The organism is Burkholderia sp. Bp9004, from assembly GCF_003858025.1.
Classification (GTDB): domain Bacteria; phylum Pseudomonadota; class Gammaproteobacteria; order Burkholderiales; family Burkholderiaceae; genus Burkholderia; species Burkholderia diffusa.
The window spans coordinates 71,776-85,079 of the sequence record NZ_QTQD01000005.1 but is presented as its reverse complement, the minus strand read 5'-3'; the positions used below and the strand labels follow the sequence as shown (position 1 = coordinate 85,079).

The 13,304-nt window shown below is 66.9% G+C and carries 11 protein-coding genes; 7 read left to right on the top strand and 4 right to left on the bottom strand.

Features of this window, described 5'->3' with window-relative positions; genetic code table 11:
- Positions 1-187: 187 nt before the first annotated feature.
- Both DIE08_RS08025 and DIE08_RS08020 read right to left on the bottom strand, forming a co-directional pair.
- Positions 188-640, bottom strand: coding sequence for a phosphate-starvation-inducible protein PsiE (locus tag DIE08_RS08025; protein WP_124901555.1), 453 nt, complete (start codon positions 638-640; stop codon positions 188-190).
- Positions 637-1,011 carry a LysR family transcriptional regulator gene (locus DIE08_RS08020; RefSeq protein WP_124901554.1) on the bottom strand — a complete coding sequence of 125 codons (375 nt, stop codon included), beginning with the start codon at positions 1,009-1,011 and terminating at the stop codon, positions 637-639. Before DIE08_RS08020 ends, DIE08_RS08025 begins: the two co-directional genes overlap by 4 nt.
- 416 nt (positions 1,012-1,427) lie before the next feature.
- On the opposite strand from DIE08_RS08020, the gene DIE08_RS08010 reads away from it, so the two are divergent.
- The 7 genes from DIE08_RS08010 (at position 1,428) to trpS (ending at position 11,500) form a co-directional block, all read left to right on the top strand.
- Positions 1,428-2,498: a Dyp-type peroxidase gene (locus tag DIE08_RS08010; protein WP_124901552.1), complete on the top strand. Its 1,071-nt coding sequence runs from the start codon at positions 1,428-1,430 to the stop codon at positions 2,496-2,498.
- Entirely contained in the window at positions 2,491-3,306 is an 816-nt protein-coding gene (locus DIE08_RS08005; RefSeq protein WP_059605914.1) for a family 1 encapsulin nanocompartment shell protein, read from the top strand. The genes DIE08_RS08010 and DIE08_RS08005 overlap by 8 nt, the downstream gene beginning before the upstream one ends.
- 108 nt (positions 3,307-3,414) lie before the next feature.
- A complete protein-coding gene (locus DIE08_RS08000) occupies positions 3,415-3,684 on the top strand; it encodes a hypothetical protein (RefSeq protein ID WP_124901551.1) in 270 nt (89 codons plus the stop codon).
- A gap of 628 nt (positions 3,685-4,312) precedes the next feature.
- Positions 4,313-7,159, top strand: a complete 2,847-nt coding sequence (locus tag DIE08_RS07995) for an ATP-dependent Clp protease ATP-binding subunit (RefSeq protein WP_124901550.1) — start codon at positions 4,313-4,315, stop codon at positions 7,157-7,159.
- Positions 7,160-7,284: 125 nt separating this feature from the next.
- Positions 7,285-9,564 (top strand): FdhF/YdeP family oxidoreductase, encoded by a 2,280-nt coding sequence (locus DIE08_RS07990; protein ID WP_124901549.1) that lies wholly within the window; start codon positions 7,285-7,287, stop codon positions 9,562-9,564.
- Positions 9,565-10,122: 558 nt separating this feature from the next.
- Positions 10,123-10,278 carry a hypothetical protein gene (locus DIE08_RS35560; protein ID WP_170296427.1) on the top strand — a complete coding sequence of 52 codons (156 nt, stop codon included), beginning with the start codon at positions 10,123-10,125 and terminating at the stop codon, positions 10,276-10,278.
- Between the two features lie 208 nt (positions 10,279-10,486).
- Complete coding sequence (trpS, locus tag DIE08_RS07985; RefSeq protein ID WP_059605907.1) at positions 10,487-11,500, top strand: tryptophan--tRNA ligase; 1,014 nt, start codon at positions 10,487-10,489, stop codon at positions 11,498-11,500.
- A 122-nt stretch (positions 11,501-11,622) separates the two neighbouring features.
- Here the strand turns inward: trpS and DIE08_RS07980 are convergent, their stop codons facing one another.
- Positions 11,623-12,036, bottom strand: coding sequence for a VOC family protein (locus tag DIE08_RS07980; RefSeq protein WP_124901548.1), 414 nt, complete (start codon positions 12,034-12,036; stop codon positions 11,623-11,625).
- Between the two features lie 242 nt (positions 12,037-12,278).
- The gene (locus tag DIE08_RS07975; RefSeq protein WP_124901547.1) at positions 12,279-13,199 is read right to left on the bottom strand and encodes a bestrophin family protein; all 921 of its coding nucleotides are present in this window, start codon (positions 13,197-13,199) and stop codon (positions 12,279-12,281) included.
- Between the last annotated feature and the right edge of the window lie 105 nt (positions 13,200-13,304).

Sequence of the window (13,304 nt, the reverse complement as noted above, 5' to 3'; positions counted from 1 at the left end):
CGGCAACCGGAGCAATCCGCATGCCGTGTGCGGCATACGGCCTGGCGAGCGACCCGAGCGGGCGACCCTTGAACGGCCAATCCGTGCCGGGCACGGCAAGCTTGCCGGCTGTGTCCGTTTCAACGATGACACCGTTATCGATGTGGAATCCTTCGTTCTTCACCGACAGCGCCGGCCAGGCGCGGCCTTAACGACGCGTGTGCGCGTCCTCCTCGACATCGTCGACTTCCGCCGGAAAACGGTGCTGACCGAAGCTGAGGATCAGTACGCCCACCGCAAGCAGCACGATCCCGAACGTGGTCATCAGCATTCGCTCGGGGCTGTCGGTGGCGCCGCGCAGGATCAGGTCGCGCGCGAGCGACGTCATCGCGATGAACAGCGGAAAGCGCACCGGCAGCCGGCCGAGTCGCAGGTAGCGCACGTCCATCGCGAGCACTTCGAGATACAGGAACATCAGCAGCAGGTCGGTCAGCGACACCTCACCCGCGAGCACGACTTTCCACGCTTCCTGCGCCATCGCGAACGCGGTCGCGAGGCCGATCACGATCAGCCCGGCCAGCTCGGCCGCATGGAGGAAGTGTCCGAAGCGGCGGCGGATGCGCTCGGCGGCCGTATCGGCGGAAACAGTGGACGTATTCAACGCGATGACTCGTGCAATGGTATAGGTTCCGCGATCGACGCTCCGTCGACACGGTCGATGGTTTCGAGCGGCGGAAAGCCCCCGACGGGTAAATCCTGAACGGTTGCGCACGCATCTATCTTGGCGATGGCCTGCGCGACCTCGGACAGCGTCCTTCGGCAGCACGGGTGGAACGCGACGCCAGCATCGGTACGCGCCATGGCGTCGCCTGCGCGGTCCGGCAACGACCTGCAGCCGGGATCCCGTTCGAGGCAATCGAGCCGCGCGTTCACCAGCGCGTCGCCGCGTTTCAGGTCGGACGCCGCGCCGGACGCCCCGCCATGCTCGACCACCGCGACGAAAACCGGCATCGCTTCCAGCAGGTTCATCATGACGGTCCTCGTCGGTGGGCGGAGCGAACCTAATCTACTGCACGCGCCACACCCGCTCAAGAGCACAGCGCCGCGCGCTTCAGGAGTACAGCCGCGCGCCCGCGACGCGAAAACGGACTCCGATCAATCCATTCGAATCACAGATTGCCGATACGTGTTCCAAAGACCCGCCGAAGCTGCTAGATTGCAGGCTCGACGACGTTACGCGGTGCGGCGAGGTCATGCGCCGGGCGAACGCGCGGCCATCCTGCCTGCCTCCCCTTGCGCGCCCGGGCGGCAGGCCGCCGCTGCCACGGCCCGTTGCGCGATGCCCGTGCAACGTCCTTCATCCGCATGTCACAAAGAGAACAGTCGCATGACACAGTCCAACCGTGCGTCTTCGCGCGCCGCGGCATCCTCGGCACGTCCGTCCCGACATGACTGACCGGCAGGCCGCGATGCAAACCCTTCCCCCGCTCTCCCAGGCCGTTCACAGTCCGATCACGCGCAGCGCGATCTTCCTCGTCGCAACCGTCAACCCGGGCGCCGACCGAGCCGACACGATCCGCGCGTGGTGTGGCGACATCGCCGCGCTCGTGCGCTCGGTCGGCAAGCGCGTGCCGGGCGGCAACCTGTCCTGCGTGTGCGGCTTCGGCGCCGACGCATGGGATGCGCTGTTCGGCGATCCGCGCCCCGCGTCGCTGCATCCGTTCCGCGAATTCGGCGCCGGCCAGCGTGTCGCGGTCGCGACGCCGGGCGACATCCTGCTGCACATCCGCGCCGAGGCAATGGACCTGTGCTTCGAGCTCGCAACTCAATTGCTCGGCGCGCTGGGCGACGCAGTCACGGTCGTCGACGAGGTGCACGGCTTCCGCAACTTCGACCAGCGCGCGATGATCGGTTTCGTCGACGGCACCGAGAACCCGGAAGGCCGCGAGGCGGTCGACTTCACGGTCATCGGCAACGAGGATCCGGCATTCGCGGGCGGCAGCTACGTGATCGTGCAGAAGTACCTGCACGACATGGCCGGCTGGAACGCGCTCGCGGTCGAGACGCAGGAGCGCATCATCGGGCGCACCAAGCTGTCCGACATCGAGCTCGCGCCGGACGTGAAACCGTCGTGCTCGCACAGCTCGCTGACCACGCTCGACGAAGACGGCAAGGAAGTGAAGATCCTGCGCGACAACATGCCGTTCGGGCGCCCCGGCTTCGGCGAATTCGGCACCTATTTCATCGGCTACGCGCGCTCGCCGGCGCCGATCGAGCAGATGCTCGAGAACATGTTCGTCGGCCGCCCGCCCGGCAATTACGACCGGCTGCTCGACTACAGCCGCGCGGTCACCGGCTCGCTGTTCTTCGTGCCGTCGGCCGACCTGCTCGAAGCGCTCGCCGATCGCGCCGCACCGGCCGACGCCACCGCCGCGCGGCCGGCCCCCACCTCGCCCGAGTCGCGTCGTGACGGCTCGCTGAACATCGGATCGCTGAAAGGAGCCAAAGCCCATGAATAACCTGCACCGCGAACTCGCGCCGGTTTCCTCGTCCGCCTGGGAGCAGATCGAGGAGGAAGTGGCACGTACCTTCAAGCGCTCGGTGGCCGGGCGCCGCGTGGTCGACGTCGAGGGCCCTGCCGGCCCTGAGCTGTCGGCCGTCGGCACCGGGCATCTGCGCGAGGTCGCCGCACCGCGCGAGCAGGTGAACGCGCGGCTGCGCGAAGTGCGCACGATCGTCGAGCTGACGGTGCCGTTCGAATTGAGCCGCGATGCGATCGACAGCGTCGAGCGCGGTGCGCGCGACGCCGACTGGCAGCCGGCGAAGGACGCCGCGCAACAACTCGCATTCGCGGAAGACGGCGCAATCTTCGACGGCTATCTCGCCGCGGACATCGTCGGCATCCGCGAAGGCACGTCGAACCGCAAGCTCACGCTGCCGGCCGACGTCAGCGCGTACCCGGACGCGATCAGCGACGCGCTGGAAGCGCTTCGGCTCGCCGGCGTCGACGGCCCGTACTCGGTCGTGCTCGGCTCGGACGCCTACACGGCGCTGAGCGAAGCGCGCGACCAGGGCTACCCGGTCCTCGGCCACATCAAGCGCATCGTCAGCGGCGAGATCATCTGGGCGCCGGCGATCAGCGGCGGCTGCGTGCTGTCCACCCGCGGCGGCGACTATGAACTGCACCTCGGCGAAGACGTGTCGATCGGCTACACGAGCCACACCGACAAGGTTGTTCGCCTGTACCTGCGCGAAACGTTCACGTTCCTGATGCTGACGAGCGAGGCATCGGTGGCCGTGGCGCCGCAGGGCAACGCGGCGACCTGACCGCGGTTGCCTGCGCGCAATGCCCGACCGCCGGGCGTCGCGCGCGACCGGCCGCGCCGCCGGCCGCATGTTCGTCTCCGATCGGACCCATCTTGCATGGAGCATGTCATGAGCGATACGAATGATGCACTGCAGGCGCTGCAAGCGTCGGTCGACAATCTGAAGAGGACGGTCGACGCGAACGCGGGCAGCCAGGCCGGCGACTCCGCCGTGCTGTTTACCGTCGTGTCGCTGATTCTGGCCGAGTTGCCGCCCGACACGCGCAACCTGATCGAGGATTCGTTCTCCGTCTGGGCCAATGGTCTGCCGAATGCCGCGCTGTCGACGGACGTGAAGCAGATCGCCCGCCAGCGGCTCGCAATGAAACTGTCCGACTGATCCCGGTTCGCCACGGTGGGCGCCATGTCCGGCCCGTACCGTGCAACCCGGCCTCGCCTTCGCCGCCACGCACGCATCGGCTGCGGTGCGCGTGTGGCCGGCCATGACCGGTTCGCGTACGCCACCGGCGCGCGCGCTCGCACTGCGGAATTTCCGCGGCGCTCATCCACCCGCGTTGTCGCCCGTTTGCCGGCAACCGGCGCCCTGCGCGCCGATGTCGCACCGCGATACGCTCGCGTGCCGCTCCTCCCCGCCTCCAGTCACCGCACGCGGCGCATGCCGCACACACCCGTGCCGCCGCGTGCGCGCCCGTCTGTACTCCTTGCCCCCCGCGCGTGCGCGCACGTGAGGGTGCAATTCGCGGTCGGTCCGGTGTGGAACTGTGTCTTGGATGCCCCCCGCCGATTCGCTATTTTGAACGCAGTCGAAGCGATGCCGTGGGCTCCTCGCAGCACTCGCGCTTCCCGCCCCGACCGCGACCGTGTGACACGCCGGCGCGCGCTACGCGACAGCGTGGGCGCAGCACGCGCACCACCACGTCGTGTGTTCGCGGTCGGGACGCACGAGCGCCGCACCGCATCGGGACGTCACCCTTCGACCCACGTTCACAGACAGGAGCCAGACCACCATGCCCGCACTTTGCGATATCTGCCACGCCCGGCCGGCCGTCGCGCGCGCCACCGTGATGCAGGACGGCGAGCGCAAGACGATCTCGATTTGCGATTACCACTTCCGCCAGTTGATGCGGCATCAGAGCATGCTGAACCCGTTCGATTCGCTACTGGGCGGAGGTGGCTCGTCGTCGCTGTTCGGCGAGCTCGGCGACGAATCGCCGCTCTCCGCCGAGGTGCCGCGCGAATCGGTCGACCCGACCGACGCGTTCAGCGAACAGACGCTCGAACTGCTGCAGCGCGCGGCCGAGAAGGCGCACGAACTGCGCCGCAGCGAGCTCGACACCGAACATCTGCTCTACGCGCTTGCGGACACCGACGTGTGCGCCGCGCTGCTGAAGGAACTGAAGCTGTCGCCGCAGGACATCAAGTCGTATATCGACGAGCATGCGCACACAGGCACGGCCTCCCCCGATGCACCGCTCGACAAGCTGTCGATCTCGCCGCGCGTGAAGAAGGCCGTGCAATACGCGTTCCAGGCGTCGCGCGACCTCGGTCACTCGTATATCGGCCCCGAGCACCTGCTGATCGGGCTCGCGTCGGTTCCGGACAGCATCGCCGGCACGCTGCTGAAGAAATACGGCGTGACGCCCGAGGCGCTGCGCCAGAAGGTCGTGAAGGTGGTCGGCAAGGGCGCCGAGGACGGCCGCGTCGACGCGCCGACCGGCACGCCGAACCTCGACAAGTTCGGCCGCGACCTCACCGCTATCGCGCGCCAGGGCAAGCTCGACCCCGTGCTCGGCCGCGCGCAGGAAATCGAAAGCACGATCGAGGTGCTCGCGCGCCGCAAGAAGAACAACCCGGTGCTGATCGGCGAGCCGGGCGTCGGCAAGACGGCGATCGTCGAAGGGCTCGCGCAGCGGATCGTCAACGGCGACGTGCCCGAGGTGCTGCGCAACAAGCGGCTCGTCGAGGTCAACATCAATTCGATGGTCGCCGGCGCCAAGTATCGCGGCGAGTTCGAGGAGCGCGCGAAGCAGCTGATCGACGAAGTGACTGCAAAGCAGGACGAACTGATCCTGTTCATCGACGAACTGCATACGATCGTCGGCGCGGGCCAGGGCGGCGGCGAAGGCGGCCTCGACATCGCGAACGTGCTGAAGCCCGCGCTCGCGCGCGGCGAGCTGAGCCTGATCGGCGCGACGACGCTCAACGAATACCAGAAGTACATCGAGAAGGACGCGGCACTCGAACGGCGCTTCCAGCCGGTGTTCGTGCCGGAGCCGAGCGTCGAGCAGACGATCGTGATCCTGCGCGGGCTGCGCGACAGCCTCGAGGCGCACCACCAGGTGACATTCGCCGACGACGCGTTCGTCGCGGCCGCGGAATTCGCCGACCGCTACATCACGTCGCGCTTCCTGCCCGACAAGGCGATCGACCTGATTGACCAGGCCGCCGCGCGCGTGCGGATCGGCGCGACGTCGCGCCCCGTCGACATCCAGGAGGGCGAAGCGCAGATCGCGCAACTGAAGCGCGAGCAGGACTACGCGACGTCGCGCAAGCGCTTCGACGAAGCGAAGCAGTTCGAGGAGCAGATCAACGCGAAGCAGAAGACGCTCGATGAAAAAATGGAGGCGTGGCAGCGCAAGACCGGCTCCGAAACGCTCGAGGTGACGGTCGAGTCGGTCGCCGAAGTCGTATCGCGGCTGACCGGCATTCCCGTGTCCGAACTCACACAGGAAGAGCGCCAGAAGCTGCTGAAGATGGAAGAGCAGTTGCGCGAGCGCGTAGTGGGCCAGAGCGACGCGGTGGTGGCCGTCAGCGACGCCGTGCGGCTGTCGCGCGCGGGACTCGGCCAGCCCCACCGGCCAATCGCGACGTTCCTGTTCCTCGGGCCGACGGGCGTCGGCAAGACCGAGCTCGCGAAGGCGCTGGCCGAGACCGTGTTCGGCGACGAGCAGGCGATCATCCGCATCGACATGTCCGAGTACATGGAACGGCATGCGGTCGCGCGGCTGATCGGCGCGCCGCCCGGGTACGTCGGCTACGACGAAGGCGGCCAGCTCACCGAGCGCGTGCGGCGCCGCCCGTACAGCGTGATCCTGCTCGACGAGATCGAGAAAGCACACCCGGACGTCTACAACGTGCTGCTGCAGGTGTTCGACGACGGCCGCCTGACCGACGGCAAGGGCCGGTTGGTCGACTTCAGCAACACGATCATCATCGCGACGAGCAACCTCGGCGCCGCGATCATCATGGACAACCTCACGCAGCCGGAAGCCGCGCGCAAGACCGACAAGGCGATCCGCGACGAGCTGATGCAGGTGCTGAAGGGCCATTTCCGCCCCGAGTTCCTGAACCGGATCGACGAGGTGATCGTCTTCCACGCGCTGTCGAAGGAGAACATCCGCGCGATCGTGCGGATCCAGCTTGACCGCGTGGTGCGCACGGCCGCCGCGCAGGACATCACGCTCGTGATGGGCGATGCGCTCGTCGAGCACCTGACCGAAGCCGGCTACCAGCCGGAGTTCGGCGCGCGCGAGCTGAAGCGCCAGATCCGCCAGATCATCGAGACCAAGCTCGCGAAGGAGATCCTCGCCGACCGGCTGAAGTCGGGCGACCGCGTCGAGGTCGACTACGACAAGGCCAGCGACGAAGTGAAGTTCGACAAGCTCGCTGCGCCTGAAGCGAAAGACGCGAAGGACGCGAAGAAGGACGCCGACGGCAACGCGAAACCAAACGGCAAGGCGGCCGCCAACGCATCCGGCGACTCGAACGCCAGCGATGCGCCTGCCGACGTGCCGCTACCCACCGCAAAGCAGTCCGGCAAGAAGTCGTCCGGCGCGAAGAAGGACGCGCACTGAAACCCCGCCTGCCCCGCAGCCCGGGGTATGCATGACTGGCTCCGTTCGCCGGACGGAGCCGCCTCACGCCGCGACGCGGCGCAACCCGAGCCACCCCGCAGCGGGTCCGGCTCATGGAGATTCACATGACAAATCGACGCGAGGTGCCAGGCATCAGGAAGTACGATGGGCCCGCTGGCGGTTGGGGCGCGCTTCGCGCGACTGCCGAGGCCGTGCGCACGCAGATGGAAACCATCGAAGCGCCGATCGTGCTGATGCGGACCAACCAGCCCGACGGTTTCGACTGCCCCGGCTGTGCATGGCCCGACAAGGAACACAAGTCGACGTTCCAGTTCTGCGAGAACGGCGCGAAGGCTGTCACGTGGGAAGCGACGACCAAACGCGTGACCCCCGAGTTCTTCGCGGCGAACACGGTATCGTCGCTGCTGCGGATGTCCGACTACGAGCTGGAGAACATGGGCCGGCTCACGCATCCGCTCGTCTACGATCGCGCGACCGACACGTTCCGCGCGGTCGAATGGGATGACGCATTCGCGCGCATCGGCGAGGTGCTGCGCGCGCTGCCACCCGAGCAAGTCGAGTTCTATACGTCGGGCCGCGCGTCGAACGAAGCCGCGTACCTGTATCAGCTCTTCGCGCGCGAGCTCGGCACCAACAACTTCCCCGACTGCTCGAACATGTGCCACGAGCCGACCAGCGTCGGCCTCCCGCAGTCGATCGGGATCGGCAAGGGCACGGTGTCCCTGGAGGATTTCGACCATTGCGAGCTGATCATCTCGATCGGCCACAACCCCGGCACCAACCACCCCCGGATGATGGGCACGCTGCACGAGTGCTCGCGCCGCAACGTGCCGATCATCGTGTTCAATCCGCTGCGCGAGCGCGCGCTCGAACGCTTCGCGGATCCGCAGGACATGATCGAGATGGCGTCGTTCGGCTCGACGCGCATCGCGTCGACGTACTACCAGGTCGACGCGGGCGGCGACGCGGCCGCGCTGAAAGGCATCATGAAGGCGCTGCTGCAGCTCGAGGCCGAGCGCGGCGACGTGCTCGACCGCGACTTCATCGCGCAGCACACCGACGGCTTCGACGCGTTTTCCACCGACCTGCAGGCGACGTCGTGGGACGACATCGAGCGCGCGAGCGGCCTGAGCCAGGCGCAGCTCGAGCAGGTCGCGCTCGCCTATGCGAAGTCGAACGCGACGATCGTCACGTACGGGATGGGCGTCACGCAGCACAACAAGGGCACCGCGACCGTGCGCCTGATCGCCGACCTGCTGCTGATGCGCGGCAACTTCGGCAAGCCCGGTGCGGGCATATGCCCGCTGCGCGGCCACTCCAACGTGCAGGGCAACCGCACGGTCGGCATCACCGAGAAGCCGTCGGCCGAGTTCCTGCAAAAGATCGAGGACGTGTGCGGCTTCAAGCCGCCCGCGCATCACGGGCACGACGCGGTGCAGGCGATGCAGGCGATGATCGAAGGCCAGGCCAAGGCGCTGCTGTGCCTCGGCGGCAACTTCGCGGTCGCGCTACCCGACCCCGAGCTGTCGTTCCCCGCGATGGCGAAGCTCGATCTGAGCGTGCATCTCGGCACGAAGCTGAACCGCTCGCATCTTCTGGTGGCAAAGGAAACCTACATCCTGCCCGTGCTCGGCCGCACCGAGCTCGACATGCAGGCGAGCGGCCGGCAGTCGATCACCGTCGAGGATTCGATGTCGATGGTCCATGCGTCGGCCGGCAAGCTCAAGCCGGCGTCCGACCAGTTGCGCTCGGAGCCCGCGATCGTCGCGGGGATCGCGCGCGCGACGCTGCCGAACAGCAAGGTCGCGTGGCTCGACCTGATTGCCGACTACGACCGCATCCGCGACCTGATCGACAAGACGGTGCCCGGCTTCGAGGCGTTCAACGAGCGGATCCGCGCGCCGGGCGGCTTCCGCCTGCCGCTGCCGCCCACCGAGCGCGTGTGGCCCACGCCGACCGGCAAGGCGATGTTTTCGGTCTACAAGGGCGTGAAGGAAGACGCCGACGTGCTCGGCGCCGAGCAGGTGCTGCGGCTGATCACGCTGCGCAGCCACGACCAGTACAACACGACGATCTACGGGCTCGACGACCGCTATCGCGGCGTGTTCGGGCGGCGCGACGTGCTGTTCATGAACGCGACCGATCTCGCGAAGTACGGGCTCGAACACGGCGACCTCGTCGACATCGAGACGATCACCGCTTCCGGCCGCACGCTGCGCCTCGAGCAGATCACGGCGATCGAGTACGACATCGCGCCGGGGTCGGTCGGCGCGTATTACCCGGAAGCGAACGTACTCGTGCCGCTCGACTACATCGACAAGGAAAGCGGCACGCCGTCGTACAAGTCGGTGCCGGTGCGGGTCGCGCGTTCCGCTGTCGTGTAATCCGCGGGCGGGCAGGTTCGCGACGTACGGCACGCCACGAACCTGAATCTGCCCGCCGCCCCTCGTCACCCTCTCCCCGGCCGCCGCATTGCATCCGATGCGGCGGCCGCTCCCTTTCATCGCGTCGAACGATCCGCTTATCGCACCGCCGACGACGGCAGTTGCGCACCCGTCTGACGAGGCAGCCCGGTCCTTGATGCAATCGGCCGACGGATACCTTACGATCGTCGGGCAGGAAAAATTGCATCGCTGCATCTGGACGACGACAGCCCGGGCTGGCAGCGACTCGACGCTGCCCTTGCGGCCCCTGTCCCGACAATTCTTGACCTTGTCCACACCGCCGAACTGGTAGGATGCCCGTCGCCTGGGCGTGGACGGCAGCCAAACGACGTTCAACCGTCCCTTTTTTATTCCCGCGATCGGCCAGACCGGTCGTCCGCCCAGACGACACGGTGCCCCAACCGCACCCAGCCCCCGTTGAAGCCCGCAACACCCCGGCGTCGCTCCATGCGACCCGTTGCAGCAACCGTTGGAGTGGCGCACGTTGCGCCTGCAAGCATGAAGAAACTGAAGCAGCACATCCGCACCCTGAACGACATGGACCGCACGCCGCTGGCACGCGCCGGCGCGCTGCTGCTGATGGCCGGCCTGCTGTACCTGCTGTGGCCGTCGGCAGAAACCGCCTATCTCGCGATGGAGTCGGTCCTGCGCTGACGCAACACCCATCCCCGCACTACGCTATACTCGCGCAATGCAAACCAAACCTGCCTCGCCGAACGTGCATCGCTGGTGGCGCGCCTGACCCAGGCGGCCCGTTTCCTTTTGCATGTCCCGAACGTGATGCCGCCAGCCATGGCGGCATTGTCGTTTCTGCGCTCACGTCATGGCTGGTAGCTTCGATAATCCGGAGCCAATCCACACCATGACTCACCCGACCCAACCGACCATCCTCACCGGCGACCGCACGACCGGCCCGCTGCATCTCGGCCATTACATCGGCTCGCTGCGCGCACGCGTGCAGATGCAGCATGAGGCGACGCAGTTCCTGCTGCTCGCCGACACGCAGGCGCTGACCGACAACATGGGCCGCCGCCAGCGCGTCACCGAGAACGTGATCGAGGTCGCGCTCGACTACCTGGCCGTCGGCATCGATCCGGCGATCTCGACGATCGTCGTCCAGTCGCAGGTGCCCGAGCTCGCCGAGCTGTCGCAATACCTGCTCAACCTCGTGACGGTCGCGCGCCTCGAGCGCAACCCGACCATCAAGGAAGAGATCCGCCTGCGCGGCTTCGAGCGTGACATCCCGGCCGGCTTCCTGACCTATCCCGTCAGCCAGGCGGCCGACATCACCGCGTTCAAGGCGACACACGTGCCGGTCGGCGACGACCAGCTGCCGATGATCGAGCAGACCAACGAACTCGTGCGCCGCTTCAACGCGACGGTCGACAAGCCCGTGCTGGTGGAATGCGAGGCCGTGCTGTCGGCGGTCACGCGGCTGCCGGGCATCGACGGCAAGGCGAAGATGAGCAAGTCGCTCGGCAACGCGATCACGCTCGGCTCGACACCCGACGAGATCGCGCAGGCCGTGAAGGACATGTACACGGACCCGAACCACCTGCGCGTGAGCGATCCGGGCCAGGTCGAAGGCAACGTCGTGTTCACGTTCCTCGACGCGTTCGAGCCCGACGTGCAGAAAGTCGACGAACTGAAGGCGCACTATCGCCGTGGCGGACTCGGCGACAGCGTCGTCAAGCGCGTGCTGAACGAGCGGCTGCAGGCGCTGATCGAGCCGATCCGTGCGCGTCGTCGCGAATTCGAGGCGGACAAGGCGGAGGTGATGGCGATCCTGAAGCGCGGCACGATGCATGCGCGCGAGGTGGCCGGCGCGACGCTGGCCGAGGTGAAAGGCGCGATGGGGCTGACGTACTTCGATTGAGCCGCGCGCGGCAAACGCGACCGGGCGGCGAGGCGCGGCGCGGCGGCATGCCGGCGCCGCGCTTGTCAGCTACCCCACGGCACAACGCCGTGCCGTTGGCAATCAGTTGTCGGCGCGCGCGGTCACGGCCGCTCGTGCGCCGATGGCGCAGCGTGGCATACCGCCTCGATCCGGTTGCCGGCCGGATCGACGACAAAGGCCGCATAGTAGTCGGGGTGATAGTGCGGCCTCAAGCCGGGGTCGCCGTCGGGCCGCCCGCCCGCGGACAGCCCTGCCTCGAAAAATGCATGCACCTGCTCGCGGGAAGCCGCCTTGAAGCACCAGTGTCGCTTGCTCGTTCCGACTTCGGCGGGATCCAGATAAATCGCCAGATAGGTCGATGCGGTGTCGTTGGCGTTGCAACGTTCGCCGTAACCGAGCGCGGTGCCGCGGTCATAAACCTTGATCGCGCCCAGCGCGGCCATGACACCATCGTAGAAAGGGCGTGCCCGGTCGATATCCGGAACGCCGATGGACACGTGGTCAAGAAGTTGCATGATGTTGGCTCCATTGAACGAGCACGAGTCTACACAAACTTCCTAAGTCCACTCCGCCGATGTCGCGCCGGCGCGCCGGCGCGATCGCTTCCCCGTCATCAACGCGCACGCCACTTCACGCCATCATGACACCCCGGAAAATGATCGACCGGTTCGAGATCATCGACGAAGATGCGCGTCACGTAGATGCGCTTGTGAAGTGCTTCCGATCGTGCGTGCCACTGCGCGCGTCGCGGTGCCGCTCATGTGATCTGATACGTCGACGCCGGCACGAACTCGTCCGGCATCGCGCGATCGCCCAGCTCGAGCACCGACCGCTCGATCGTGCGCGCCATCGCATCGAGCGCGAGCGCGTTCGGTGCGAGGCCGAACGGCTCCGCTACCTCGTTTGCGATCGCTTCGAGCGCGATCAGCGTGTACGAGATGAATACGCAAATCAGCGGCGTAAAGAATTCCGTCGAATCGACGAGGCCGAACGGCAGCAGCACGCAATAAGCATAGACGGTGCGATGCAGCAGCACGCTGTACGAGAACGGGATCGGTGTCGTCAGGATCCGCTCGCAGCCGCCCACCGCCTTGCCCAACTCGGCCAGTTGCGCATCGAACATCCAGCACGTTGCTTCGCTGCCTGGTGCGCGGCCCAGCGCGCGGACGATTCCGCCGCGCAGGTCATCGAGAATCGCGACGGGCTGGTAGCACTTGTGCGCGAACGTGGCGGCGCGCTCGGCGCCAAGGATGCGCTGCAGGTCCTGCGCCGGATCGGTATGACGCAGCTGATGCTTCAAGGCATACGTGAACGCGATCAGCAGATCGGCGAGCCGGTTGCGCTCCGCGTCGCCGACGCTGTCGGGCAGGTAGCGCCGCAGCTGCGACGTGACGGTGCGCGCCGCGATCAGCAGGTTGCCCCACAAAAGCCGCGCCTCCTTGAAGCGCTCGAAGCTCGCGTTGTTGCGAAACGCGAGGAAGATCGCGAGTGCCAGCCCGAACAGCGTGAACGGCGCGGTGTTCAGCGGAATCTTCTCGCCGAAGATGCGCCCGTTCGTGAAGACCGCCAGCGTGCTGACGATCGCCATGAACACGAGTTGCGGAATGATCGACTGCAGCACGGAGCCATTCCATATGAACAGCATCCTGAGCCAGTTTTGTCGTGGTCTGACGATCATGGTGTTGTCTCGACTGCCGATGAAATACGCAATGCGAATCACCGCCGCCCGATGTGCAACGGCCCGCGCGTGGCGGGCCGCTGTCCGGTCGATGCCGGGCCGGGT